The sequence below is a fragment of the Bifidobacterium santillanense genome (assembly GCF_018555385.1).
Taxonomy (GTDB): Bacteria; Actinomycetota; Actinomycetes; order Actinomycetales; family Bifidobacteriaceae; genus Bifidobacterium; species Bifidobacterium santillanense.
In genome coordinates, this window is record NZ_JAFEJS010000003.1 from 180,396 (window position 1) to 206,729 (window position 26,334).

Sequence of the window (26,334 nt, forward strand, 5' to 3'; positions counted from 1 at the left end):
CCTCCGTCACTTGCCGTAGAAATGCGCCAGCGACTCGTCGCGGAACTCCTCGAAGTAGCCGCCGTCGATCGCGTCGCGGATGTCGTCGAGCAGCTTCACGAAGAAGCGCTCGTTGTGGATCGTGGCGAGCGTGAATCCGGTGAACTCGCGCGCCCGCAGCAGATGGTCGACGTACGCGCGCGTGTAGTGGCGGCACGTGTAGCAGTCGCAGCCCTCCTCGAGCGGGCCGAAGTCGAACTTGTGCTGCGCGCGCTTGATGTTGTAGCGGCCGCGGCGCGTGTAGATCGCGCCGTTGCGGGCGCAGCGGGCCGGCGCCACGCAGTCGAACGTGTCGCCGCCGTTCTCGACGCACGCGAAGATGTCGTCCACCTCCGCGATGCCGAGCACGTGGCGCGGGCGGCTCTCCGGCATCGCGTCGCAGATCCACGCGCACGTGTCGCCGATGATGCGCTTCTCGATCGCGCCGCCGATGCCCACGCCGTCGAAGTCGAGTGAGGCGATCTGCTCGGCCGCGTGCCGGCGCAGGTCCTCGTAGTTCGCGCCCTGCACGACGCCGTACAGCGCCTGATACGGCTTGCCGAGGCGTTCGGCCGTGAGCCGCTCGTGCTCGGCGACGCAGCGCTTCGCCCAGCGGAACGTGCGCTCGACCGACTCCTCCTGGTACGAGCGCGTGTTCATCAGCGTCGTCAGTTCGTCGAACGCGAACATGATGTCGGCGCCGAGCTTGTGCTGGATGCCCATCGAGATCTCGGCGGAGAAGCGGTGCTCGTCGCCGTTGAGGGGCGACTTGAACGTGACGCCGTCCTCGTCGACCCACGCCATGCGCTCCTTGCCCTTGGCGATGACGTCGTCCGACTTCATGCCGGTCACGTCCATCGCGAGCGTCTTCTTGAAGCCGACGCCCAGCGACATGACCTGGAATCCGCCCGAATCGGTGAACGTCGGGCCGTGCCAGTTCATGAACCGGCCGAGGCCGCCGGCCTGATCGAGCACGTCCTCGCCGGGGCGCTCGAACAGGTGGAACGCGTTGGCGAGCAGGCACTGCGCGCCGAGGTCGCTCATCGACTCGGGCAGGACGGCCTTCATCGCGCCCTGCGTGGACACCGGCACGAAGGCGGGCGTGCGGATGTCGCCGTGCGGGGTGTGCAGGATGCCGGTGCGGCCGTAGCGCGCACCATCGCGTCCTTTGCCGTCGGCGGCGTCGGACAGGCGGGTGACGGTCTCGAACCGGAACACGGAACGGTCGCCGGGCATGCCGTCGGCGGCGCCGCGCGGGTGCAGATTGAGGTCGACGGCGCCGTCGGGGACGTCATCGACCGCGGGGGAGGAGGGGATATGTGCAGAAAGGTCGGTCATAGCCTTCACTTTAGGCGAACAAGGGGATTGCGCAGTGTCCCTAGAAAGTCGGGAGAAGATTCACTCATCACTTCCAACAAACGTTCAGGAAACTTCCAGAGGTGGCGCTTTTACTCTTAGATAGCAATACGAACCGGCGGCGAGATTGCTGAAAAGAAAACCAAAGGTCGCCGGTCATATGAAGGAGCGAACGATTATGGCTGATGAGCAGAACAACTGGGCCCCGCAGGGCGACCAGAACGCGCAGCCGCAGCGCGACGCGCAGGAAACGCAGCACATCCCGACCTCGGCGAACGCGGCGTCCGCGAAGGCCTCCGCCGAGCGTCCCACCGAGACGATCCCCCCGGTCGCCGGCGAGGTCAAGCCCGACTACGCCTCCGCCGCCGGCGAGCAGACCGTGGTCTCCAACAGGCCGACCGCCCCGGCCGCGGCGCCGCAGGCCGCTCCGCAGGGCCAGCCCGCGTACGGCCAGTACCGTCCGGCGCCGGAGTACGGTGCGTACGGTCCGACCCCGACCGCCCCGGCCCAGGGCCAGCCCGGCCAGTTCAATCCGACTCAGGGTGCCCAGAACGCCGGTTTCGGCGGCGCACAGCAGCGTCAGGACCGCAACCCCTACACGAACTCCTCCAACCCGTTCGCGCCGTCCCCGTCCCCGACTTCGCCGAACGCGAACAACGGCAACCCGTTCGCCCCGCAGAACTCGGGCGATGCGGGCAACGGCGGCAACGGCAACGGCGGCCCGTTCGGCAACCTGTTCGGCGGCCAGCCGTCCGACCCCAACCAGCCGGGCGCCGGCCAGCCCGGCGTTCCGGGCACCAAGTCCTCCAACGGCGTCGGCCGCCTCGTGGTGACCGGTGTGGTCGCCGCGCTCGTCTCCGCGGCCCTGTGCCTCGGCGTCGGCTACGCTGCCATCACCTCCGGCGCGGTCCGCGTCGCGACCACCAGCTCCCTGTCGAGCGTCGACTCCAGCAAGTCCGGCTCCGGCTCGGCCACCGCCAAGTCCGGCGAGGCGGTCGACTGGACGGCCGTCGCCGACGAGGTCTCCGGCGCCGTCGTCTCCATCCAGACCCAGCTGTCGAACGGCTCAGCCCAGGGCTCCGGCGCGATCCTCGACAAGGACGGCCACATCGTGACCAACAACCACGTGATCTCCGGCGCGCAGAAGATCCAGGTGACGCTGTCCAACGGTCAGATGTACTCCGCGCAGGTCGTCGGCACCGACACCACCACCGATCTGGCCGTCATCAAGCTCGACAACCCGCCGAGCGACCTCAAGACCGTGAAGTTCGCCGATTCCGACAAGCTCGCGGTCGGTGAGAACATCATGGCCGTCGGCAACCCGCTCGGCTACGACGACACCGCCACATCCGGCATCGTCTCCGCGCTCAACCGCCCGGTGACCGTGATGGACGACGACAACAACGACATCGTCACCAACGCCGTCCAGATCGACGCGGCCATCAACCCCGGCAACTCCGGCGGTCCGACCTTCAACGCGGCCGGCGAGGTGATCGGCATCAACTCCTCGATCGCCTCCACCTCCAGCTCGTCGTCGTCCAGCTCCTCCGGCTCGATCGGCATCGGCTTCGCGATCCCGTCCAACCTCGTCAAGCGCGTCGCCAACGAGATCATCGAGAACGGCTCGGTCAAGCACGTGGCGCTCGGCATCACGATCACGTCCGACACGGTCGAGGCCGACGGCGTGACCCGCGCCGGCGCGAAGATCACCAAGGGCTCCTCCGGCTCCGCGGTCGTCTCCGGTTCCCCGGCCGACAAGGCCGGCCTGAAGGAGGGCGACACCATCGTGGCCTTCAACGGCAACGCGGTAAGCAGCAACGCCTCCCTGCTCGGCTACGTGCGTGCCGCCGCCCTCGGCGACAAGGTCACGCTGACCATCGTGCGCGACGACAAGACGATGGACGTCGACGTGACGCTCGACCAGCAGGAGGAGGCCGTCAACGGCTCCAACCGCTCCGAGTCCTCCAACGGCAACAGCCAGAACAACAACGGCAACGGTAACGGCAACAGCGACGGCAACGGCCAGGACGGCAGCGGCAGCGACAGCTTCGGCTTCCCGTTCGGCTGGTGATTCCTGGCAGCCGATTTCAGCTGATTTCGACCGGTTCCGGCCGGTCTTGGCCGACCGGTTCCGACCGACCTCGACCACTTGACCTACTCTGATGGGCCCCGAATCGTTCGCATCCACGCGGACGGTCCGGGGCCCGTCCTCGTTTCGGATCTCCGTGGCTCCCCGCGCCGCACATCCCGAAGGTCGCGTCAGGTTCCCGGACGGGGCACGATCGAATCGCCGGCGTGCAGTATGACGTCGTGCGCCGGCGGGTTGCGGTTGCGGACGGCACGGGGGCCTGTTAGGGTGGCCCCGATAACCGAATATCGAATCTTTACGCCGTGTATCGCGCGCGAAGCCGACGACGGTCCACCGGACCGGACGGAAGGGCATGCGCCGATGGGTTAACAAGGCGTGATCGCACCATCGCCGTGCGTCACGTTTTGCTGACCGCCGAACCCGGCAGACCGGGTGGACCCGAACGCAGCAAAGCGGCGCGTTCGGCCCTGATACCAACGTAAGGAGCATCAGATGAGCACACTCATCGCATCCCCCGACCCCGTTCGTGAACCGGATGGTCATCGGGCATCCGATTCCCCGCAACGAGACGTCACCGAATCCTCCTCATCCGTGCGGCCTGCCACCGATCATGACGATGTCCGTGTCTCCTCGGCGGCCCAAGCGCCGAAGACCCATGCCTCGGCAGGCCACGCTTCCGTCCGGCGAACCCCCATCGCCGCGGTCGCCGACCTGTGCCGGCGCGTGCCGATGCTGCCGGTCGTCGTGCTGTCCGTCATCCCGATCGCCCTCATGTGGAGGCTCAGGCCCTGGGGCGTAGCGCCATGGGCGCGCGGCTACCACGGGGCGCTCGCCGTCGATCCGTCGATCGGACAGTGGATCGTCGTCGCGCTCGTCGCGTACACGGTCGTCGACACCGTGCGCGGCATGATCGACGACATCCGCCATGGCCAGGTCGGCGTCGATCTGCTCGCCGTGATGGCGCTGCTGTCGACCCTCGCCGTCGGCGAATACTGGGCCAGCTGGGCGGTCGTCCTCATGATCACCTCCGGCGAGGCGATCGAGGAGTACGCGCAGTCGAAGGCCGAGGGCAGCCTGACCGCGTTGCTCTCGGCCGCGCCGCGGACCGCCCACGTCGTCACCCTGCCCGGCGTCGGCAGGGGAGTCGCGTCGGGCGTTGGCGGGAGAGCCGCGTCGGGCGTCGGCGGGGCCGACAGACCCGACGACGACGGGACTGCCGGCTCCGACGGGTCCGGCGCAGCCGCGCACCCCCGCGCCGCCCGCAACATCGCGCCGATCCGCGACACCGACGGATTCCGGCACGTGATGGCGTCCGCCTCGCGAGGAGGAACGTCTCGAGATGGCGGGGCGCCCCGGCCGCAGTACGGTTCCCACGCCGAAGGGGAGCCGTCCGTGCATCAGGCCGAGAGGAGTCGCGGCGAGTCCGCCCCGCATCCAGCCCGTGATGGCGCGGTCCCGAACTCGAACCTCCGAGGCGACGCCGTGTGCGCGCTGACCGGGCGGGACCCGGAGACCTGCGACCCCGTCGTCGCGAAGGCCGACCGACGCGTGCGGCCCGGCGCCGACTCGCGCTTCGAGACCGTTCCGGTCGAACGCGTGCGGCTCGGCGACGTGATCATCGTCCTGCCCGGCGAGACCGTGCCGGTCGACGGCGAACTGCTCTCCGGTTCGGCCACGCTCGACCTGAGCGCCATCAACGGCGAACCCGTGCCGCGCGAGATCTACGCCGGTGCCCGCGTCATGTCCGGCGCGGTCAACGGCTCGACCACGCTCGCCATGCGCGCCACCGAGGTCGCCGCCGACTCGCAGTACCAACGCATCCTCGCGCTCGTCAGCCAGGCGCAGGAGTCGCGCCCGGCCGTCGTGCGGACCGCCGACCGTCTGGCCGTGCCGTTCACCGTGATCTCGCTCGTGATCGCGGGCGTCGCGTGGGCGCTCGCCGGCACGCCGACCCGCTTCGCGCAGGTGCTCGTGCTCGCGACCCCCTGCCCGCTGCTCATCGCCGCGCCAGTCGCATACATCGCCGGCACCGGGCGACTGGCCGCCGCCGGCATCCTCATCAAGACGCAGGACGTGCTCGAGAACCTGGGCCGCGTCACGCAGGTGTTCTTCGACAAGACCGGCACCCTCACCGTCAAGCAGCCGCAGGTCGTCCGCGTCGAGATGGTGCCGGGCGGCGGTGCGTCGGCATCCCGTCTCGACGAGGACCACGTGCTGATGTTCGCCGGCGTGGTCGAGGGCTACTCGGTCCACGTGCTCGCCAAGGGCATCGCCGCCGCCGGCCGAGAGGCGATCGAGCGTCTGCACGCGCGGTACGCGGCCGGTCGTCGCGACTGCCCCGAAGCCGGCGAACCGGGTCACGGTCGCGATTATCCGGTCGTGACGAACGTCCACGAGGAGCCCGGCAAGGGCATCTCGGCCGAGGTCAACGGCCATGCGGTGCGCGTCGGACGGCTCTCGTTCGCCGCCGCCGGCGACGACGGATTCCTGACCGCCGGTCTTGGCCGTGTCGATGCGACCTCCGACCGTGCCCCGGTTGAGACGACGGCCGATTCCGGCCCCGCGGACAAGGGCCGCCGCCGGCTTCCGACTGAAGACAATCGACCGGACGTCCCCCGCACTTCCGCCCCCATTCCCACGCGTACCCGCTTCGGCATCGGCGCGGTCGAGGAAGAGGCATCCGAGCCCCACATCTCCCTGCGCACCCGCTTCGGCATGCTCGCCCCAGACGAGATGGCCTCCTACGTGGCGATCGACGGCCGTCTGACCGCCCGCATCGTGCTGCGCGACGTGCCGCGCTCCAACGCGCGCGAGGCCCTGACGCGCCTGCACGAGCTCGGCGTCGCCAAACTCGCGATGCTCACCGGCGACAAGCGCGCCTCGGCCGAGATCATCGCCCGCGAGGTCGGCATCGACGAAGTCCACGCCGAACTGTTCCCCGAGGACAAGGTGGCCGCGGTCCGTGCCGCGACGCACTCGACGTCGGGACGTGGGGAGACTCGCGACGCCGGCGTCGCCGGTGCGCCAGCCGCTCCGGCCGCGCGCGAACGGAACGGCAGGTCGGTCGTGCCGACCGGCGCACCCCGGTATGAGGTCACGATGATGGTCGGCGACGGCGTGAACGACGCGCCCGTGCTCGCCGCCGCGGATCTCGGCGTCGCGATGACCGACGGCACCTCCACCGCCGCATCCGAATCGGCGCAGGTCGTCATCATGAACGACGACATCGCCGCCGTGCCGCGCGCCATCGCCATCGCCCGCCGCACCAGGCGCGTCATGCTGCAGGCGGTCGTCCTCGGCCTCGCGCTCGCGCTCGTCGGCATGGTCGCGGCCGCGTTCGATCTCATCCCGGTCGTCGTCGGCGCTTTCCTGCAGGAGGCGATCGACGTGGTCAGCATCCTGTGGGCCCTCACGGCCCTCCTCGACCGCGACTGATCCGTCGAACGGCACTTCCTAGGCAGATTTCACGCTTCTTAGGCAGGTCTTCCGTCGGAGTCCGGAACATCCTATTGGAATATCAGGGGACCGAATCGGTCTCTTCGGTATGACCTGCCTAAGAAGCGTGAAATCTGCCTAGGAAGTGGAGGAAATCACCTCTTCCGCGATTCGGCGGCTTGAGATACCCTGTATCGCGTGACTGAATCTTCGAATACTGAACTCCGTATCGCCGTGATCGGCGCCGGCCCGGCCGGCGTCTACTCCTCCGACATCTTCCTGCGCCAGCTCAAGAAGCTCGGCGAGGAGCTGGGCCTCGGCACCCAGGCCCGCATCGACCTGTTCGAGAAGCTGCCCGTGCCGTTCGGTCTGGTCCGCTACGGCGTGGCCCCCGACCACCCGTCCATCAAGTTCATCGCATCCGCGCTCGAGAAGACCCTCGACAACCCGGACATCCACCTGTACTGCGACGTGGAGTTCGGCAAGGACGTCACGCTCGACGACCTGCTCGAGCGCTACGACGCCGTGCTGTTCGCCACCGGCGCCGTCAAGGACAAGCCGCTGCGCATCCCCGGCGCCGACCTCGACGGCGTCTACGGCGCCGCCAAGTTCGTCGAATGGTACGACGGCTACCCCACGGGCGCCCGCGAATGGCCGCTGACCGCCGAGAACGTCGCCGTGATCGGCGGCGGCAACGTCGCGATGGACGTCGCGCGCGAGCTCATGCGCAACGCCGACGACCTCAAGGCCAAGACCGACATCCCGGACAACGTCTACGAGGGCATCCAGAACAACAAGGCCAAGGTGCTCCACCTGTTCATCCGCCGCGGCGTGGCCCAGGCCAAGTTCAGCGTGCAGGAGCTGCGCGAGATGGAGAAGCTGCCCGGCGTGCAGCTCATCATCAACGAGGACGACTTCGAGCTGGACGACGAGACCATCGAGGTCGCCGGCAAGGACAAGCTCACCCGCCAGATGGTCGAGGAGCTGTTCGCCATCCGCGAGATGGCCGAGGACATGGAGGACGACGGCGACGTCGACTACGAGGGCAACCCGGCCGACCGCAAGTACTACGTCCACTTCAACTCCGCGCCCACCGAGATCCTCGGCGAGGACGGCAAGGTCAAGGCCATCCGCGTCGAGCGCACCGAAACCGGCGCCGACGGCAAGATGCACCGCACCGGAGAGTTCACCGACTACCCGGTCGAGGCCGTCTACCACGCGATCGGCTACCAGCCGGCCGAGGCCCCGGGCATCGCCTACGACGAGCACGGCGCCCACCTCGCCAACGCGAACGGCGACGGCCGCATCACCACCGAGGCCGACGGCGGCGAGGTGCGCGAGCGCCTGTACGCCACCGGTTGGGCCAAGCGCGGTCCGGTCGGCCTGATCGGCTCGACCAAGTCCGACGCGCTCGCCATCGTGACGAACATGCTCGAGGATCTGGCCAAGGCCGCCGAGGGCGGTCGCGTGGCCGCCGACCGCGATCCCGAGTCGATCGACCGTCTGCTCGCCGAGCGCGGCATCAAGCCGATCGACTTCGCCGGCTGGAAGAAGGTCGACGCCTTCGAGCGCGCCGAGGGCGCCAAGGAAGGCCGCGAGCACAAGAAGGTCATCGAGCCCGCCCAGATGCGCGAGCTCGCCCACGCCGAGTGACGCGTAGGTCTCGCCTCGCCTAGGCGATTACGGCAGGTCCTGCAGGCTCCTTTCCGTTCGGAAGGGAGCCTGTTTCCGTATGTGGCGGGACCGCCCTTCTCTCAGGTCCCTGCCGTATGCGGCCGATATGGCGTCCGATTCTATAGGATCGGACGCGAAAGGCGACTCGTGGGGCCTGATTGCGACGGATCCTATAGGATCGGACGTGAAAGGCAGCTCGCGAGGCCCGATTTCGTCCGATTCTATAGGATCGGACGCGCGGAGGAGCGAATGGGGATGAGCGTGGATGGCGAGCCGCGTCCGGGAAGCCGTTTCGCTCCCGGCGTGCGTTCAGCTAAGACTCAGCTCGTGAATTTAGTGTGTGCTTTATGGACGGCAAATTGCGAGTGCACGGCCATCACAATGGCCTGAAGACGACCCTCCTGTTCGGGTTGATGTGGGGCGTCATCATGCTCATCTGGTGGGCCACCGGCGGCTCACGGGGCACCCTCGGCGTCTACATCGTCATCGGACTGGTCACCACGTTCGGCTCGTACTGGTTCTCCGACAAGCTCGCCATCGCGTCGATGGGCGCGAAGGAGGTCAGCGAGGCCGAGGCACCCACGCTGTACCGGATCGTGCGCGAACTGTCCGCGAAGGCCGGCAAGCCGATGCCGCGCATCTACGTCGCACCCACGATGAGCCCGAACGCGTTCGCCACCGGCCGCAACGAGCGCCACGCTGCTGTGTGCTGCACGCAGGGCATCCTGCGCATCCTCAACGAACGCGAGATCCGCGGCGTGCTCGGCCACGAGCTGATGCATGTGTACAACCGCGACATCCTCACCTCCGCGATCGCCTCGGCGATGGCCACCGTCATCACGTATCTCGGCTACTCGCTCATGTACTTCGGCGGCGGCAACTCGCGCGACGACCGCGACAACTCCTCCGGCGGCCTCGGCCTGATCGGCGTGCTGATGAGTATGATCCTCGCGCCGATCGCCGCATCGCTCATCCAGATGGCGATCTCCCGCACGCGCGAGTACGACGCCGACGAGGACGGCAGCGTACTGACCGGCGACCCCGAGGCGCTCGCCTCCGCGCTCAACAAGATCTCGTACGGCGCGCAGACCACGCCGATGCGCAAGACCGCCGGTACGCAGTCGGTCTCCGCGATGATGATCGCGAACCCGTTCTCGACCATCGGCTTCTCGCGCCTGTTCTCCACGCACCCGCCGACCGAGGATCGCATCAGCCGCCTGATGCAGATGGCCCAGGAGATGCGCGCCCAGCAGATCTACGGCCCCGGTGCGCCGCAGACACGCTATTGAGCCACAGGTGCGTCAGAAGGACTCATCGCGATTCCCTCCGCGTCCCGCCTGCTGAGATGTCTCCGGGAACCGTCCGCCGCCGTGGATACACTGGTGGCTCGCGTCCAAAAGACGCACCTTCCGCGAATGTAGTTCATCGGTAGAACGACAGCTTCCCAAGCTGTAGAGGCGGGTTCGACTCCCGTCATTCGCTCTCATGTGATGAGAGACCTCCGTACAGGGACGGTTTCCCCTTCCCTTTTCCCACGTTCAGTGCCCTTTGGCACCGTCTCCCGTCTCCGGGCGGACGTTCGATCGGGCCTTTCCTTTCCGTTTCCGGTTGAACGTACGCTGACCGTGCCCTCAGCATACGTTCGACCGAACGAGTACGACAAATACCCGGGCAAATGTACGGCTACCGCACGTGAACCTCGAACCGCCTACTTCTGCTTCTCCCACTCCGGCTTCGGGCTCATCTTGATGAGCTGCTTGACGGTCACGAACTCGTATCCCTGCCCGCGAAGGTCGTCGATGATGCGCGGCAGCGCCTCGATGTCCTGCTCCCTATCGCCGCCGCCGCCGTCGTGCATGAGCACGATCGCGCCGTTGTGCGCGTGCTTCATCACGTTGTCGTGGATCGCGTCCGCGCCGGGACGCTTCCAGTCGAGCGTGTCGATGTCCCACAGCACGTTCATGTCGATGAGGTCGCCCGCGTCCTTCCACTGCTGTGACCCGAACGCGCCGTAGGGGGAGCGCAGCACCTTCGTGTCCACGCCCGACGCGTCCTTCATCGCCGAGAAGCCCTTCTCGATGTTCGCACGCAGCTCGTCGCGGCTCAGCTTCGGCATGTTCGGGTGATCGTAGCTGTGGCTCGCCACCTCGTGCCCCTCGCTGACCATGCGCTTCTCGACCGACGCGAACTCCTTCGACTGCTGGCCCAGATCGAAGAACGTCGCCTTGACGCCCTTCTCCTTGAGGATGTCGAGCATCGGCGCGCTGTACTTGCTCGGACCGTCGTCGAACGTCAGCGCGATCACCTTCTTGCCCTCCGGACGCGGGCTGTACGAGCGCACGACCATGTCGGTCGGCTTCGTCGTCACGCCCTTGTCGACCTTCTTGCCGGACTTCTTGCCGACCCACGTCTCGGCGACGCCGTCCTTGCCGTGGCTCACGCGCACCTGGATCGTGCCGCCGGCGAGGTCCACGTCGGCGCCGTACGGGGCGGCCCTCTTGATGACGGTGTGCCCCTCGGTCACGTCGGCGCCGGAATCGACCGTCACGTCCGCGTGCTCCGGCACGACCATCTTCGACCAGTCCGATTCCGGGATGGCCTGTCCGGCGATCGACGGGACGATCGCCTTGCCGCCGCGCTTGTCGATGACGGATCCGTCGATCGCGAGCAGACGCCCGCGTTTCGCACCGAAGTCGTCGTTCTTCTCGAGGAGCTTGACGAGCGTCGTATCGACGCGCGTGCGCACGGTACGGCCGTTCACGGTCACGTCGATCGGGCGCCAGTGGTCGTCCCACATCCACGAGAATCCCGCCGCGAGGCTCGCGACCAGACCGATCACGACGATGACGATCGCCGTGCGGGCCCACGGCGCGAGCGGTCGACGTGGCTTCACCGCGCCTTCGAGCGTGAGTTCCTCGGGGTCCGGACCGTTCTGCGCGCTGCGTGCGTCCATCGGACCGACCGGACGCATATTGCGATCGTGCGAATCGTGCATGTCGTTCTCCTTACCGACGCCCCATTGTATGGAGATCGCGCGCGGACGGGTAATCCAAAAGTAATACTTTTGGGTAGGTCGGGTGACGGTTCGGGAAACCGTCTGTCTGTGCGAATGCGCAGGTGCTTGGCATCCCTCGTGGCGCGCCGGGATCGGCTGGGGCCGAGCCGTTGGTGCCGGTGGTGATGCCGCATCCCTCTCGGCGCGCCGGGGTCGGCTTCGCGGATGGTTATCGACGCACCCGTACGCGAGTCGCTCCATGCGCGGATCGTCCGGCCGTTCGACCTTGAGCATCGATGCGCCCGTACGCGAGTCACTCGCGGGGCGTCGTCGGGATGTGACGAAACGCACACGCCGGTGCGCATCGTGTGCGGCCCGCCCGGCCCGTGACGTCACCGCGGCGCGGGATAATGAAGGCATGACTATCGCAACGCCAGAACGCTATGCCGAGATGCTGGATGCCGCCCGCCGCGGCGGCTATGCCTACCCCGCGATCAATGTGACGAGCACGCAGACCCTGAACGCCGCCCTCCAGGGCTTTGCGGAGGCCGAGTCCGACGGCATCATCCAGGTGTCCGTGGGCGGTTCCGCCTACTTCTCCGGACAGTCGCTCAAGAACCGCGTCACCGGTTCCCTCGCGTTCGCCGCGTTCGCGCACGAGGTGGCGAAGCAGTACCCGAACATCACCGTGGCTCTGCACACCGACCACTGCGCCGAGCAGTACCTCGACGACTGGGTGCGTCCGCTGCTCGCGTACGAGGCCGACGAGGTCGCGCACGGCAAGGAGCCGACCTTCCAGTCGCACATGTGGGACGGTTCGACGGTCCCGCTCGAGCGCAACCTCGACATCGCCGAGGAGCTGCTCGACAAGTCGCAGGCCGCGCACACGATCCTCGAGATCGAGATCGGCGCGGTCGGCGGCGAGGAGGACGGCCAGTCCGCCGCCATCGACGAGAAGCTGTACTCCACGCCGGCCGACGGTGTGAAGGTCGCCCAGCGTCTGGGCCTGGGCGAGCGCGGCCGCTACATGGCGGCGTTCACGTTCGGCAACGTGCACGGTGCGTACAAGCCGGGCATGGTCAAGCTGCGCCCGTCCCTGCTGGGTGAGATCCAGTCCGAGGTCGCCGGCGCCGTGGTCGACGGGCGCGTGCCGTCCGCCGCCGGCATCGTCGACTTCCCGGCCGGCAAGCCGTTCGAGCTCGTCTTCCACGGCGGCTCCGGTTCGACTCCGGAGGAGATCGCCGAGGCCGTCTCGTACGGCGTCGTCAAGATGAACATCGACACGGACACGCAGTACGCGTTCACCCGCGCGATCGCCGGCCACATGTTCGAGCACTACGACTCCGTGCTCAAAGTCGACGGCGAGGTCGGCAAGAAGAAGTTCTACGACCCGCGCTCGTGGGGCAAGAAGGCCGAGGCGTCGATGGCGCAGCGCGTCGTCGAGGCGTGCCAGCAGCTCGGCTCCGCCGGCCGCGCCCTCAAGTAGCCGCAAGCCGCGTCGTACGCGGATAGGGGTTCTCGTACCCGGATGTGACGTCCGATTCCACGGAATCGGACGTTGCGCCATGCCCGATACCGCATCAAAAACGTCCGTTCCTATAGGATCGGGCGTTTTCGTATGCGGTGGCTCCCCGCTGGCGTCCGATTCTGTAGTATCGGATGTTTTCGCGAGCCATGTCGCACCGTAAACGTCCGTTCCTATAGGATTGGGCGTTTCGCGGGCGGATTCGCACTTGGCGGCGTCCGATTCTGTAGTATCGGACGTTTCCGTGCTTCATATCGTCCCCTAAACGTCTGTTCCTGTAGTATCGGACGGTTTCATGAGCCGGGCCGCACCGTAAACGTCCGTTCCTATAGGATCAGACGTTATTGCGCTCCGTTGTGCGTCGTGAACATCCGTTCCCGTAGTATCGGGCGTTTCCGTATGCGGCGGATTCTTGCTGGCGTCCGATTCCGTAGTATCGGGCGTTTTCGTGTCTCATACCGTTCCCCAGACGTCCGTTCCTGTAGTATCGGTCGTTCTGGATGGTGGATTCGTATTTGCAACGTCCGATTCTGTAGTATCGGACGGTTTCATGAGCCGGGCCGCACCGTAAACGTCTGTTCCTATAGGATCGGATGTTATTGCGCTCCGTTGTGCGTCGTAAACGTCCGATCCCGCAGTATCGGACGTTTCCTGGGTGGATTTGCGTTCCGTGGCGTCCGATTCTGTAGTATCGGACGCCACGGATTCACGGATGGGATGACACGGATGGATGAGGGGGTGAGAGCGGGAAATTAGTATTCGGTGCACACGTAGCCGGTGAACGGCGTGCGTTTGCCGAGATTCGGTCGCGGCACCTGTGCCGCGACCAGACGTTGCTCGAACGGCGTGCGGTTGCGCACGTGGACCATCTGGAACCGCACGACCGGGATGTTGAGCATGTTGATCTCCGTCTCCCGGTCCTTCTCCCGCAGGGTGACGGCGACGACGTCGTCCCCTCCGGTCATGGCGGGGTTCACGTACTTCTCGCGGCCGTCCAGCTCGCCGACGACGAGCGATCCGTCGTCGCGCGTCCACGTGAAGTCCGCGTAGATCGCGCCTCCGTCGATCGGGCTGATGAACTGCCGCTGACACTGCGGCTGGGCGAATCCCAACTCCAGCGAGACCGCCAACGAGACGGCCTCGCCGCCGTTCGTGCACATCGGGTCGACGTGCTCGGCCACGAATCGGGCGCGGGGCAGGCCGCGTTTCCGCCGTTGGGCGGCGCAGTAGTCCTGCAATGACGCCGCCGGATTGCCCGTGGCGCGCAGTCCCATGGTGCATATCGACATGGCCGTGGGGAAATCCAACGTCCGCGCGCAATCGAACATGGTCTGTTCGGGTGAGGTGACGCGGATGCCGTCCACTACGACGACCTGCAGGTCCGGCGTGTAATGGGCTACGACCAGACCCCGCTTTCCGGTCTGGTGTGGATCGGTCACGGCGATGTGCACGTAGCGCTGGAGATACATGGACGAGGTGTATCGGTGGATGGCGGCGGCCGAGACGCCGGACAGCACCCAGTCGGGATGCTCGCGGCAGATCGTCCGCAGCCGGTATGCGATGCGGTCCCCGTAGGATAACGAGTCCCATAGCGGTTTGCGTATGTAGCGTCCCTTCACGGGCATGACCAGTTCTCCGGCGCCCAGCCGCCGGTCGAGGAGATGACGGTCTCCCGGCCGTTCGGCCTTGGCGAAGGTACGGCGTTGTTCCGCTTGCGTCAGCAGCTGTTCGATTCTGATGTGTTGTCTCATGTCGCGATGATAAAAGCCCGGAGGCTCGCTTCCTAGCCGTCGGGACAATGTGGACGAAGCCCTCATGAATCTTCACAAATCCAGGCATCGCACGGCGCCGTGATGCGTCCGATTCCACCCGAACCGACCATTCCCGCGTCCGATCCTGCAGTATCGGACGCGGGGCTGCACGTAGGAGGACCCGAATCGTCACATCCTATAGGATCAGACGTTCTCGGGTGTGGATTCGCCCTCATAACGTCCGATTCTGCAGTATCGGACGTTTCGGCGCCCCGCGTCGAACTCTAAACGTCCGTTCCTATAGGATCGGTCGTTCTGAGTGGTGGATTCGTGCTTGTGACGTCCGATTCTGCAGTATCGGACGTTTTCGTATGTGGATGGTTGCCGTTGACGTCCGATTCCGCAGTATCGGACGCTTCGGAGGGGCATTGCGCGTTGCGAACGTCCGATTCTATAGGATCGGGCGTTTGGGGAGCGGGGAGGGTGCGGAGTGAGCGGGCTGGCGGGCGGTGGAGGAGTGCCCGGGAGCGGATGAAGAGGTGTTCAGGAGTGAGCGAGGAAGCGCCCGGTGGGTGGGCGGGAGGATGCCCGGGTAGAGGGCGTACGGTAGGCTGATTCGCGGCGGAATCGAGCGAATCGAGCGTAAAAGCAAGCGTATGCGGAGGTGCGTAATGCCTGGAATTGTGTTGATCGGTGCCCAGTGGGGAGACGAAGGCAAGGGCAAGGCGACCGATCTGATCGGTACGAAGGTCGACTATGTCGCGCGTTTCAACGGCGGCAACAACGCGGGCCACAGCGTGGTCGTGGGCGATGAGTCCTACGCGCTGCACCTGCTGCCCTCCGGCATCATCAACCCGAACCTCACCCCGGTGATCGGCAACGGCGTCGTCGTCGACCCGGAGGTCCTGTTCCAGGAGATCGACGGCCTCGAGGCCCGCGGCATCGACTGCTCGCATCTGAAGGTGAGCGAGGCCGCGCACATCATCGCGCCATACCACCGCACGCTCGACAAGGTCACCGAGCGCTTCCTCGGCAAGCACAAGATCGGCACCACCGGCCGCGGCATCGGCCCGGCCTACGCGGACAAGATCAACCGCGTCGGCATCCGCGTGCACGACCTGTTCAACGCCGAGCACCTGCACGACAAGGTCGAGGCCAGCCTGCACCAGAAGAACCAGATCCTCGTCAAGCTGTACAACCGCCGCGCCATCGACGTCGACCAGACCACCGACGAGCTGCTCAAGCTCGGCGAGCGCCTCAAGCCGTACGTCGCCAACACCGGCCTGATCCTCAACAAGGCCCTCGACGAGGGCAAGACCGTCCTGTTCGAGGGCGCGCAGGCCACGATGCTTGACGTCGACCACGGCACCTATCCGTTCGTCACCTCGTCCAACCCGACCGCCGGCGGCGCCTGCACCGGCACCGGCGTCGGCCCGACCAAGATCACCCGCGTCGTCGGGGTTTCCAAGGCGTACGTCACGCGCGTGGGCGAGGGCCCGTTCCCGACCGAGCTGTTCGACGAGTCCGGCGAGTGGCTGCGTCAGCAGGGCCACGAGTTCGGCGTGACCACCGGCCGCCCGCGCCGCTGCGGCTGGTTCGACGCGGTCGTCAACCGCTACGCCAGCCAGGTCAACGGCCTGACCGACCTCGTCCTGACCAAGCTGGACGTCCTCACCGGCCTCAAGGAGATCCCGATCTGCGTCGCGTACGACGTGGACGGCGTCCGTCACGACGACATGCCGACCGACCAGGCCGCGTTCGCCGCCGCCAAGCCGATCTACGAGACGATGCCGGGCTGGGACGAGGACATCTCCAACTGCCATTCCTTCGACGAGCTGCCGGCCACCTGCCAGGCGTACGTCAAGCGTCTCGAGGAGCTGAGCAACTGCCGCATCTCCGCGATCGGCACCGGCCCGCAGCGCGACCACATCATCTCCGTCCACTCGCTCATCGACTGACATCGACTGACTTCGATCGATGCCGGCTGACGTCAGATCGGCCGGCACTGGTTCCGGTGATGGCCGATCGGTCCGATCGCATCGTGGCGGTCGGCCGATCGGCCGCTCGCCGGAACCTCGCAGGCCCGTGACGCGACGTCAGAGCCGAGTATCGAATCGAAGTCGAGAAGCCGAGAAAAGACGGACCGGACGAGCCTATGCCCGAGTATTTCGCCGAACCAGATCCCGCGACGCAGGAGATGAGCGCCGCGCACGCGCGTTCGTACGCGGTGGCCGCGCCGCATCCGCAGGGGGCCGCCGCGGCCGAGCGCCCGCCGCAGATCCCGCTCGCGCCGGTCAAGCGCGTCCAGGCGCAGTTCAATCCGCTCGCCGATGCGATGCTGTACGTGGTCGTGTTCCTCGGAGGCATGGTTGGTACGGCGCTGCGGTACGCGCTGTCGTTGGCGATGCCGGCGCCTCTTGGCGAAACCGGTTTCCTCAGCGCGTTCCACACGGCCACGTTCATCGCCAACATGGCCGCATGCTTCATCTTCGCCACGCTCACCGCGTACATGGCTCAGGCCTCGTGGATCCGCAAACGCGTGCGGCAGCTGGCCTCGCGAGGCGTCGGCATGGGCATGTGCGGCGGGTTCTCGACCCTGTCCGCGATGGTCATCGAGGAGCTGACCTCGATCCACGGCGATCAGATCGGCGGATTCCTCTTCTATATGTTCGCGAGCTTCACCGTGGGCATGCTCGTCGCCGCGCTGGGCGCGTGGCTCGCGACCGATCTCGCCTCGCATCACGCCGCCCGACTCGCCTCTGCCGAGATCGACGAGCGCGCCGCCGCGGCCTCCGGCGGTTCCGCGCCGACGAGCCACAAGGCGCCCAAGGCCCGGAGGCGAGGCATTCTCAGCCGCCGCATCGCCGACGACCTGGTTGTCCACATCGTGGACGATTCCGCGTCGGTATTCGTCGACGTACGTTCCTCCACGCCGCCCTCCGGCGACTACGGCCAGCCGCTCGCCGGCGGATCCGCCGGTGCCCATGCAGTGAACGTCGGCGGAGCCGGCGGCATCGGCCATGCCGTCGGGGAGCCGACGTCGTTGCGCACGTCCGATCCGTCCGGTTCGGACGTCTCGATGCGGCCCGGTTCGTCCGATACCGTCGTCGCGCCGTCGTTTGAACCGGCGCCGACCACCGACGAGATTCCGATGGTGGGGGATCCGACCACCGGCGACGCACGCGAATCGGCCGGGAGCAACGGTGCCGGCCGGGGTCGAGACCGGACCGGCGGCGCGGATTCGGACGCGCGCGACGCGTCCGCCCGTCCGGGCGACGCCCATGGCGTGCGCTACTTCCGCGGCGCTCACGCCGATGAGCGGAGGTGGCGTCGATGACCTTTATATTGGTGTGCCTGTGCGGCGGACTCGGCGCGATGACCCGGTTCGTCGTCAACACGTCGGTGCAGCGCTGGTGGAACCGCGCGTTCCCGCTCTCCACGTTCGTGATCAACGTGATCGCCACGTTCTGCGCCGGCATCGCGGCAGCCGCCTATGCGAAGAGCGGCGTCGACCACAACACGTACCTATTGTTCGTGACCGGCTTCCTCGGCGGCTTCTCCACCTTCTCCACCGCCATCAACGAAATGGTCTCCCTCCTCAGAGCCCGCAACTGGCCCATCGCCGCCCTCTACATCACCGCCACCATCCTCGTCCCCCTCATCTGCGTAGCCGCCGGCTGGTGGGTCGGCTCCCTCTAACCCACCACCTCCCCATAGCGCGGGGCGCGCTCCCCGCCTTCTCTCCCGCAGTCCACATGCACGGCCAGCTCCCCTCAACAAGAGGAACCAAACCCCCAATCCGCTCCATAGCGAAACCGGCCCGCGCGCTCCTGCCCCGTACGTCACGTAACAATGTGTGCGGAACCTGGCGCGGGGCGGTATGTACGATGCCCGACCGTAGGCTTGGCCGAGCGGCCTGGAGCGTGTCGGGCATCGTAGATACCGCCCCACGCCCCACAGATAAACCACAGCCCATTCATTATCCCAACGTAACGAATCACAGCGCGCGGAAACGAAAGAGAAACACCTGCATAACGGTGCCCGCCCTTTCCCTCTCTAGATTCAGGAATCAAATCCAGAGAGGACATTCATATGACAGCCGTATCAACGCAACGGCGTCATCGAATGGGATTGCTACTGTTCACAGCGGTTTTCACCCTACTGATGGCGTTATGCATCACACAACCGATCCAAGCCCGGGCCGCCGAGGCGGTGCCGACATGTAACCCCTCCGCGACCAACGGATGCGTCAACGGCATCCTGCAGGACGCGAACAAGACCGCGATCGCGGGCATCACGATCACCCTGTCAGGCGCGGAGAGCGCGACGACCACGACCGACGCGAACGGCAACTGGGCGTTCAGCGTGTCCAAGGACGGCAAATACACCGTCGCGATGGACGAGTCGGTCGCCAAGCAGCACGGCCTCAAGGCCGCGACCGCCACGGTCGAGATCAAGATGAACAGTTTCGACAAGGCCCGGCAGGTGGTCCGCTTCGACAAGCCCGCGCCCGCCGAGTCGAACGGCGGCGCGGGATCCGGCGCGGGCGCGTCGACCGGCGCCGCGAACGGCAAGTCCGGCGGCTCGACCGGCGCGACGAGCGGCACGGCCGAGACCAGCGGCTCGTCGCTCGGCGCCAACATCGGCGCCCGATTCTGGCAGCAGCTGTTCTCCGGCGTGATCTTCGGCCTCATGCTCGGCCTCATGTCCGTGGGCATGAACCTCGTCTACGGCACCACCGGCCTGAGCTCCTTCTCCCACGGCGAGCAGGTCAGCCTCGGCGGCCTGATGGCGTACGTGGGCACGCAGATCCTGCACTGGCCGCTCGTCCCCGCCGCGATCTTCGCGGTCGCGGTCGGCGCGCTCACCGGCTGGATCCAGAACGAGATCGTCTGGGCGCCCCTGCGGCGCAAGCGCGTCGGCACGATGCAGCAGATGATCGTCACCATCGGCCTGTCGATGGCCCTGCAGTACCTGTTCCAGTTCTTCTTCGGCGGCGACATCAAGGGCATCGTCAAGTCGGTGCCCGCGAGCTTCCGTCTCGGCCCGGTCACGACCGACGCACCGACGCTCATCTCCGCCGGCATCGCGATCGTCGTCATCATCGGCGTGAGCCTGTTCCTGTACAACACGCGACTCGGCCGCGCGACCCGAGCCGTCTCGGACAACGCCGCGCTCGCCGCCGCGTCCGGCATCAACGTCGAACAGGTCGTGCGCATCGTGTGGATCATCTCCTGCGCGATGGCCGCGCTCTCCGGCGTGCTGCTCGGCGTGTACCTCAACGGCATCTCGTGGAACACCGGCGCGACCCTGCTGCTGCTCATGTTCGCGGCGGTCACGCTGGGCGGCCTCGGCACCGCGAACGGCGCGCTCGTCGGATCCCTGATCATCGGCGTCGTCGCGGACATGAGCTCGCTCGTCATCCCCAACGACATGCGGTACGCCAGCGCGCTGGCGATTCTCATCATCGTCCTGCTGGTGCGTCCGCAGGGCATTTTCGGCAAGCAGCAGAGGGTGGGCTGAGACATGGACCTCATGACCGTCATCACCAATACGCTGGGCGAGCTCATCGCCCCGACCACGGCCGCGTACGCGCTGGCCGCGATCGGACTGAACATCCACTTCGGCATGACCGGCCTCATGAACATGGGACAGGCCGGATTCATGCTGCTCGGCGCGTACGGGTTCGCGATCGTGCAGATGATGGGCGGCAACCTGTTCGCCTCGCTGTGCGCCGCGATCGCGCTCGCCGTGATCTACGCGCTCCTGCTCGGCATCCCGACCCTGAAGCTCGGCCCGGACTACCTCGCGATGGTCACGCTCGCGGCCGCCGAGATCATCCGCATCATCGGGCGGTCGACCGCGATGACCAAGCTGACCGGTGGTTCGGCCGGCATCTCACCGCAGGACTTCACCACGCAGTTCGAGTCGCTCTCGCCGCTGCCGAACGAGTCGACCACGGTCCTGCTGTGGACGTACTCGAACAACATCGCCGACTCGTGGTGGCTGCGCATCGTGGCCTGGGCGCTTGTCGCGATCGCCGCTCTCCTGTGCTGGCGCTGGTTCCACTCGCCGTGGGGCCGCGTCCTGAAGGGCATCCGCGAGGACGAGAACGCGATCCGGTCCCTGGGCAAGAACGTCACGGTCTACAAGATGCAGGCCCTGATCCTGGGCGGCATCTTCGGCGCGCTCGGCGGCATCGTCTTCGTCCTGCCGCGCTCCGTCCAGCCCGATTCGTTGGGCCGCGCGGTCACGTTCTACGCGTGGACGATCCTGCTGCTCGGCGGCGCGGCCACGATCTTCGGCCCGATCATCGGCTCCTGCCTGCTGTGGGTGCTGCTCACGTTCGTCAAGGAGCTCATGCGCGGGGCGATCCCGGACACCGTGATCTCGTCGAACCAGGTCGAGTCGCTCGGCTGGGTGATCGTCGGCGTGGCGCTGATGTGCCTGGTCATCTTCAGACCGCAGGGAATCCTGGGAGACCGAAAGGAGCTGGCCTTCAATGCGTGATTCACGTGAAACAATCGAAACGACGTCGGCGGGCGTGACACCGGCCGAGACCATCGCCGGCGTGACGCCGTCCAACCTGTCCGAAACCGACGTGAACCCCACCGAACCGGGCAGGCCGTTCCACGACCTCGCCCAGTGGGCCACCAAGGCGCCGGAGGGCGAGCATCTCATCTCCACCGCGTTCGGCGACAAGGTCCAGGAGGACCTCGAGTTCGTCGCGAACACGCCCGGCGTGCACAAGCCCGACCCGATCCTCGTGGCCGACCACGTCACGCGCCGGTTCGGCGGCATGACCGCCGTCGACGTCGACCACTTCGAGATCGAACGCCACGGCATCACCGCCCTGATCGGCCCGAACGGCGCCGGCAAGACCACGTTCTTCAACCTGATGACCGGATTCGACACCCCGAACACCGGCACCTGGCAGTTCGACGGACGCGACCTCGCTCACGTGCAGCCCGAGAAGGTGGCGCGCATGGGCATGGTCCGCACCTTCCAGCTGACCAAGGTCATGAGCCGTCTGACCGTGCTCGACAACATGCTGCTCGGCGCGCCCGTCCAGCCCGGCGAGGGCATGTTCCGCGCCCTCGTGCCCGGCCTGTGGCGGCGTCAGGAGAAGGCGAACATCGAGAAGGCCGAGGCGCTGCTCGCCCGGTTCCTCCTCATCAAGAAGAAGGACGACTTCGCCGGATCGCTCTCCGGCGGCCAGAGGAAGCTCCTCGAGATGGCCCGCGCGCTCATGTCCGACCCGCAGCTGGTCATGCTCGACGAGCCGATGGCCGGCGTCAACCCGGCCCTGAAGCAGTCGCTGCTCGACCACATCATGGCGTTGCGCGAGGAGGGCACCACGGTGCTGTTCGTCGAGCACGACATCAACATGGTCCGCCACATCGCCGACTGGGTGACCGTCATGGCCGAGGGCAAGATCGTCGCCGAGGGCCGGCCGAGGACCGTGATGAACGACCCCGCCGTCATCGACGCCTACCTCGGTGCCCACGCCAACATCGACCTGGGCGACGACTCGGTGGTCAAGGACGCCGAATCCGGGAACATCGAGAGGAAGGGCACGAAATGAGCACCATGATCTCTGGCTCCTCGCGCCGAGGGGAGCTGTCCGCGCAACGGACTGAGGGGAGTCGCAACCATGACTGATACCGATACCGCAACCGTACCCAACGTAACCATGGAATCCGCCGAGGGGTCCGCGGCCGACACCCGCCCGCGCTCCGAAATCCACGTGGGGGAGCCGGCCGGCGAGCCTCTGCTCGACGCCGTCGACCTCGTCGCCGGATACATCCCCGGCGTGAACATCTTGAACGGCGCATCCCTGACCCTGCACAAGGGCGAGATCGTCGGCATCATCGGCCCGAACGGCGCCGGCAAGTCCACGCTCCTCAAGTCCCTGTTCGGACTGGTCCACATCCACTCCGGACACCTCATCCTGAAGGGCGAGGACATCACCAACCTCCGCGCCGACAAGCTCGTCTCGCTCGGCGTCGGCTTCGTGCCGCAGACCGAGAACGTGTTCCCGAGCCTGACCATCGCGGAGAACCTGCACATGGGCGCCTACCAGGCCCCGCGGAAGTTCAACGAGCGCTTCGACTACGTGTGCTCGATCTTCCCGAAGCTGGGGGAGCGCAAGGACCAGCTCGCCGGATCCCTGTCCGGCGGCGAACGCCAGATGGTCGCCATGGCCCGCGCCCTGATGATGAACCCGTCCGTCCTGCTCCTCGACGAGCCGTCCGCCGGACTCTCCCCGATGCTCCAGGACGAGACCTTCATCCGCGTGCGCCAGGTCAACAAGGCCGGCGTCTCCGTCATCATCGTCGAGCAGAACGCCAGACGCTGCCTGCAGATCTGCGACCGCGGATACGTGCTCGACCAGGGTCGCAACGCCTACTCCGGCAAGGGGCGCGACCTGCTCGAGGACCCCAAGGTCATCAGCCTCTACCTTGGAAATCTCGAAGAGGAAGTCAAAGAAGAAGGCCGCTGATGGTGTGTCTTCGTCGTTGCTCCTCGGTCGACGTGCCTGTTGCGCTTCGCGCAACCTTCGCGGCATAGCCGCTCACTTCGCCTGAGGACAGCCCACCGGGCTGTCCTCTATACGGCTCAGCGTATCCCTCGGTGCGCCTAGAAGCCACACGCATCAACGACCTTCTTGCAGAAGGCCGCTGAATCCCATGTTTCCGCCGGTTTTCGGATGTCATGCGGCGGTTACATGGGAACAACCTTTCCGAATCAACCCGCGGCTATGGTGAGTCACAAGATTCGGGAAGATGAACAATCACAGATCAGCGACTCGCAATCCCATCAACCGATCGCCCCGCCCGCGGCAATGCAATCGCGGCGCGGCCCGTCGATCGGCAATCACACAAGTCGAAACACCATTGCCCGCAAGGGCTTGAGAGGAAGTGGTGATTCACATGTTGAATTCAAGGAAGCTCGCGTTCACAGCAACGGCGGCCGTCGCGGCCGCGGTCATGGCGCTCGCCGGCTGCGGCTCGGCCGGCTCGTCGTCCGGTTCCGGCGACTCCGGTTCCGGCAAGACCGACACGTTCACGCTCGGAGGTCTGTGGCCCGAGACCGGCTCGCTGGCCTACCTGGCCCCGCCGGAACTCGCCGCCGAGAAGCTCGCCGTCAAGGACATCAACAAGGCCGGCGGCGTCCTCGGCAAGGACATCACGACCGTCGACGCCGATACGTCCGACGCCGACCACGCCGACCAGAACACGTCCGCCACCCAGTCGGTCCTGTCCAAGAAGCCGTCGTTCGTCATCGGACCGGCCTCCAGCGCCGTCGTCAAGAACGTGTACAAGTCGATCACCGAACAGAAGATCCCGATGCTGTCGATGGGCGCCACCAGCTCCGACTTCTCGGGACTGAGCCCCTACTTCTTCCGCACCGTCCCGCCGGACACCGTGCAGGGCACCGTGCTCGGCCAGGTCATCGCCCAGGACGGCGTGAAGAACCTCGCCGTCGCGGTGTTCAACGACGAGTACGGCACCGGCCTGCGCGACACGATCGTCAAGACCGTCAAGGACGCCGGCGTCAACGTCGTCTACGGCGAGAAGGACGCGTTCGACCCGACCGAGACGAACTTCTCGTCGATCGTCACCGCCATCAAGGCGTCCAACCCCGACGCGATCGCCATCGTCGCATTCGACCAGACCAAGCCGCTCGTCAAGGAGATGGCCTCGCAGGGCATCGACACCCACAAGCTCTACTTCGTCGACGGCAACACCGCCGACTACTCCAAGGACCTCGACGCGGGGCTCCTCGAGGGCTCCAAGGGCACCATCCCGGGCGTCCAGGCGTCCGACGAGTTCCAGAAGAAGCTCGTCGACGCGTACGGCAAGGACATCTCCACCTTCACCTACGGCGCCGAGACCTACGACGGCATCATCCTCGCCGCGCTCGCGGCTCAGAAGGGCGGTTCCGCCGACGGCGAGACCATCCAGAAGAACATGGCGGCTGTCTCCGGCGCGAACGACGGCACCGAGTGCAAGACGTACGCCGACTGCCTCGCCGCCCTTAAGTCCGGCAAGGACATCCACTACAAGGGCGTGACCGGCATCGGCCCGTTCAACAAGAGCAACGACCCGAGCTCCGCCAACATCGGCGTGTACAAGTTCGACGCGAAGAACGTCCCGAACTTCGACCACGCCCAGGAGGGCGAGGTCCCGTCCAACTGACCGGTCGACTCTGGCCGACTGGTTCGGCCGGGTCTGGTCGGTGTCGGTCGGACCTGTCTTCGACGGTTCATGACCGGCCCGACCATATCCCGGTCGTCCTTGAGACGTCGGGAACCGGCGATAGCCGCACGAACCGTATGCCGACTCACATCCGGCGTACGTTCCGTGCGGCTTCGTCATGCCCCGACCACGGGGACCGTACGCTGGGATGATCCCGGCGTACGTTGCGCGTGGTCAATCGGCGCCGAGCCCGCAAAACCGTACACTGATCCGGACTCAGCGTACGAATTCCGGGGGTAGTCGATGAATGACCACGGGAACCGTACACTGGGTCGACATGGGCGTACGGTCCCTGTGGCCTGTGGTCGCGTCCCTCAGTCCAGTAGCCGCGCCCTGTCGATCAGGAAGTCGTGGATCGCCTCGGTGCTGACCATGCGGTTCGCGTAGATGCGCCGCGCGCCGATGCCGGTGACCTGCTCGAAATCGTTGCGCACGTGCACGAAATCGAGCTTGTCGGCGATCAGACAGGACGTGAAGTTGTCGCGCAGGGTGGCGAGGAACACCGGCAGATCCTTGTCGAAGTACTGCGCGGCCGCGACCCCGGCGCTCGCCAGATACGTGCCGTATCCGCAGTGCCAGTATTGCGGGCTGACGCAGTAGCGCAGGCTCCACGCCTTGCCGCAGCGCCTGACGCCGCCCACGCCGAGGAACCGGTCGATCGCGTCGCGCGCCACCCACAGGCCGATCGCCTCGTACCGCCAGTCGGCGAGCCACTGGTTCAGCATCAGCTTGGTGTACTGGATGTTCTTGTGCGGGGCGCCGGGCTGGTTCCACCACATGCGCGGATCGGAGTACATGCGGTACAGGTCGGGCAGGTCCTCGGGAAGCGGACGTCGCAGTTTCGGCGCGCGCGGCTTCTCCTTCTTACGTGCTGGCATGATTGCCCCCTTTCCATCGTCTCTTCTCTCTTCGAAACGATTGGTCGGGACCCGGCGTCGTGGCGACGATGCCACGACGGAGCCGGGTCGGATTGGATCGGATTTGGGTTGATGAACGTTCGTTCGAGCGTGGTGATGCGGCGATTGTCCGGCCGATGCCGTCGGAGGCGCGTCGCGCATGGTTGCGCCCGTCGTTTTGGGGATGACGCGTCGTCCCGGCTGCTCCCTTGTGGGGAGGAGTCCGGGCGTTCGTGCGTCAAACGACGTGCGCATCGTTGCGCGACGTGACCGACCGGGTCACGCGGGTCGTCGGTTCGGATGTGCGACGGTCCACGCGATCGTATGGTGCGG

Annotated in this window: 17 protein-coding genes and 1 tRNA gene; 14 read left to right on the forward strand and 4 right to left on the reverse strand. The window is 66.5% G+C overall.

The window, feature by feature from the left end; genetic code table 11:
- Positions 1–6: 6 nt before the first annotated feature.
- Positions 7–1,254, reverse strand: coding sequence for a tRNA guanosine(34) transglycosylase Tgt (gene tgt, locus JS528_RS04790; RefSeq protein WP_214357985.1), 1,248 nt, complete (start codon positions 1,252–1,254; stop codon positions 7–9).
- A 298-nt stretch (positions 1,255–1,552) separates the two neighbouring features.
- Between tgt and JS528_RS04795 the strand changes: the two genes are divergently transcribed.
- The 5 genes from JS528_RS04795 to JS528_RS04820 all read left to right on the forward strand — a co-directional run bounded on the left by JS528_RS04795 (position 1,553) and on the right by JS528_RS04820 (position 10,054).
- Entirely contained in the window at positions 1,553–3,445 is a 1,893-nt protein-coding gene (locus JS528_RS04795) for a S1C family serine protease (protein WP_214357944.1), read from the forward strand.
- A gap of 1,035 nt (positions 3,446–4,480) precedes the next feature.
- Positions 4,481–6,898, forward strand: a complete 2,418-nt coding sequence (locus JS528_RS04805; RefSeq protein WP_420838188.1) for an HAD-IC family P-type ATPase — start codon at positions 4,481–4,483, stop codon at positions 6,896–6,898.
- Positions 6,899–7,096: 198 nt separating this feature from the next.
- Positions 7,097–8,551 (forward strand): FAD-dependent oxidoreductase, encoded by a 1,455-nt coding sequence (locus tag JS528_RS04810; RefSeq protein WP_214357945.1) that lies wholly within the window; start codon positions 7,097–7,099, stop codon positions 8,549–8,551.
- A gap of 368 nt (positions 8,552–8,919) precedes the next feature.
- Positions 8,920–9,861 carry a zinc metalloprotease HtpX gene (gene htpX / locus JS528_RS04815; protein ID WP_214357946.1) on the forward strand — a complete coding sequence of 314 codons (942 nt, stop codon included), beginning with the start codon at positions 8,920–8,922 and terminating at the stop codon, positions 9,859–9,861.
- Positions 9,862–9,983: 122 nt separating this feature from the next.
- Positions 9,984–10,054, forward strand: a tRNA-Gly gene (locus JS528_RS04820).
- Positions 10,055–10,280: 226 nt separating this feature from the next.
- Here the strand turns inward: JS528_RS04820 and JS528_RS04825 are convergent.
- Positions 10,281–11,567 (reverse strand): polysaccharide deacetylase family protein, encoded by a 1,287-nt coding sequence (locus JS528_RS04825; RefSeq protein WP_240541327.1) that lies wholly within the window; start codon positions 11,565–11,567, stop codon positions 10,281–10,283.
- Positions 11,568–11,985: 418 nt separating this feature from the next.
- On the opposite strand from JS528_RS04825, the gene fbaA reads away from it, so the two are divergent.
- Entirely contained in the window at positions 11,986–13,053 is a 1,068-nt protein-coding gene (fbaA, locus tag JS528_RS04830; protein ID WP_214357947.1) for a class II fructose-bisphosphate aldolase, read from the forward strand.
- A 791-nt stretch (positions 13,054–13,844) separates the two neighbouring features.
- On the opposite strand, the gene JS528_RS04835 is transcribed toward fbaA, so the two are convergent.
- A complete protein-coding gene (locus JS528_RS04835) occupies positions 13,845–14,843 on the reverse strand; it encodes a type IV toxin-antitoxin system AbiEi family antitoxin domain-containing protein (protein WP_240541328.1) in 999 nt (332 codons plus the stop codon).
- A gap of 671 nt (positions 14,844–15,514) precedes the next feature.
- Here JS528_RS04835 and JS528_RS04840 point away from each other — a divergent pair.
- The 8 genes from JS528_RS04840 (at position 15,515) to JS528_RS04875 (ending at position 25,045) form a co-directional block, all read left to right on the forward strand.
- Positions 15,515–16,801: an adenylosuccinate synthase gene (locus JS528_RS04840; protein ID WP_214357948.1), complete on the forward strand. Its 1,287-nt coding sequence runs from the start codon at positions 15,515–15,517 to the stop codon at positions 16,799–16,801.
- Positions 16,802–16,998: 197 nt separating this feature from the next.
- Entirely contained in the window at positions 16,999–18,180 is a 1,182-nt protein-coding gene (locus tag JS528_RS04845) for a fluoride efflux transporter FluC (protein ID WP_214357949.1), read from the forward strand.
- A complete protein-coding gene (locus JS528_RS04850; protein ID WP_214357950.1) occupies positions 18,177–18,542 on the forward strand; it encodes a fluoride efflux transporter FluC in 366 nt (121 codons plus the stop codon). The genes JS528_RS04845 and JS528_RS04850 overlap by 4 nt, the downstream gene beginning before the upstream one ends.
- A gap of 393 nt (positions 18,543–18,935) precedes the next feature.
- A complete protein-coding gene (locus JS528_RS04855) occupies positions 18,936–20,366 on the forward strand; it encodes an ABC transporter permease subunit (protein ID WP_214357951.1) in 1,431 nt (476 codons plus the stop codon).
- Between the two features lie 3 nt (positions 20,367–20,369).
- Complete coding sequence (locus tag JS528_RS04860; protein WP_214357952.1) at positions 20,370–21,353, forward strand: branched-chain amino acid ABC transporter permease; 984 nt, start codon at positions 20,370–20,372, stop codon at positions 21,351–21,353.
- Complete coding sequence (locus tag JS528_RS04865; RefSeq protein ID WP_214357953.1) at positions 21,346–22,428, forward strand: ABC transporter ATP-binding protein; 1,083 nt, start codon at positions 21,346–21,348, stop codon at positions 22,426–22,428. The genes JS528_RS04860 and JS528_RS04865 overlap by 8 nt, the downstream gene beginning before the upstream one ends.
- 108 nt (positions 22,429–22,536) lie before the next feature.
- Positions 22,537–23,346 carry an ABC transporter ATP-binding protein gene (locus JS528_RS04870; protein ID WP_214357988.1) on the forward strand — a complete coding sequence of 270 codons (810 nt, stop codon included), beginning with the start codon at positions 22,537–22,539 and terminating at the stop codon, positions 23,344–23,346.
- Positions 23,347–23,776: 430 nt separating this feature from the next.
- The gene (locus tag JS528_RS04875) at positions 23,777–25,045 is read left to right on the forward strand and encodes an ABC transporter substrate-binding protein (RefSeq protein ID WP_214357954.1); all 1,269 of its coding nucleotides are present in this window, start codon (positions 23,777–23,779) and stop codon (positions 25,043–25,045) included.
- Between the two features lie 374 nt (positions 25,046–25,419).
- Here the strand turns inward: JS528_RS04875 and JS528_RS04880 are convergent, their stop codons facing one another.
- Positions 25,420–25,983 carry a GNAT family N-acetyltransferase gene (locus JS528_RS04880; RefSeq protein WP_214357955.1) on the reverse strand — a complete coding sequence of 188 codons (564 nt, stop codon included), beginning with the start codon at positions 25,981–25,983 and terminating at the stop codon, positions 25,420–25,422.
- Positions 25,984–26,334: the final 351 nt, after the last annotated feature.

Bases quoted from the DNA above. Each gene is read 5' to 3' on its own strand.
- tgt (WP_214357985.1), bottom strand. From the start codon at position 1,254: ATGCCCGGCGACCGTTCCGTGTTCCGGTTCGAGACCGTCACCCGCCTG.
- JS528_RS04795 (WP_214357944.1), top strand. From the start codon at position 1,553: ATGGCTGATGAGCAGAACAACTGGGCCCCGCAGGGCGACCAGAACGCG.
- JS528_RS04805 (WP_420838188.1), top strand. From the start codon at position 4,481: ATGATCACCTCCGGCGAGGCGATCGAGGAGTACGCGCAGTCGAAGGCC.
- htpX (WP_214357946.1), top strand. From the start codon at position 8,920: ATGGACGGCAAATTGCGAGTGCACGGCCATCACAATGGCCTGAAGACG.
- JS528_RS04825 (WP_240541327.1), bottom strand. From the start codon at position 11,567: ATGCACGATTCGCACGATCGCAATATGCGTCCGGTCGGTCCGATGGAC.
- fbaA (WP_214357947.1), top strand. From the start codon at position 11,986: ATGACTATCGCAACGCCAGAACGCTATGCCGAGATGCTGGATGCCGCC.
- JS528_RS04835 (WP_240541328.1), bottom strand. From the start codon at position 14,843: ATGAGACAACACATCAGAATCGAACAGCTGCTGACGCAAGCGGAACAA.
- JS528_RS04840 (WP_214357948.1), top strand. From the start codon at position 15,515: ATGCCTGGAATTGTGTTGATCGGTGCCCAGTGGGGAGACGAAGGCAAG.
- JS528_RS04845 (WP_214357949.1), top strand. From the start codon at position 16,999: ATGCCCGAGTATTTCGCCGAACCAGATCCCGCGACGCAGGAGATGAGC.
- JS528_RS04850 (WP_214357950.1), top strand. From the start codon at position 18,177: ATGACCTTTATATTGGTGTGCCTGTGCGGCGGACTCGGCGCGATGACC.
- JS528_RS04855 (WP_214357951.1), top strand. From the start codon at position 18,936: ATGACAGCCGTATCAACGCAACGGCGTCATCGAATGGGATTGCTACTG.
- JS528_RS04860 (WP_214357952.1), top strand. From the start codon at position 20,370: ATGGACCTCATGACCGTCATCACCAATACGCTGGGCGAGCTCATCGCC.
- JS528_RS04865 (WP_214357953.1), top strand. From the start codon at position 21,346: ATGCGTGATTCACGTGAAACAATCGAAACGACGTCGGCGGGCGTGACA.
- JS528_RS04870 (WP_214357988.1), top strand. From the start codon at position 22,537: ATGGAATCCGCCGAGGGGTCCGCGGCCGACACCCGCCCGCGCTCCGAA.
- JS528_RS04875 (WP_214357954.1), top strand. From the start codon at position 23,777: ATGTTGAATTCAAGGAAGCTCGCGTTCACAGCAACGGCGGCCGTCGCG.
- JS528_RS04880 (WP_214357955.1), bottom strand. From the start codon at position 25,983: ATGCCAGCACGTAAGAAGGAGAAGCCGCGCGCGCCGAAACTGCGACGT.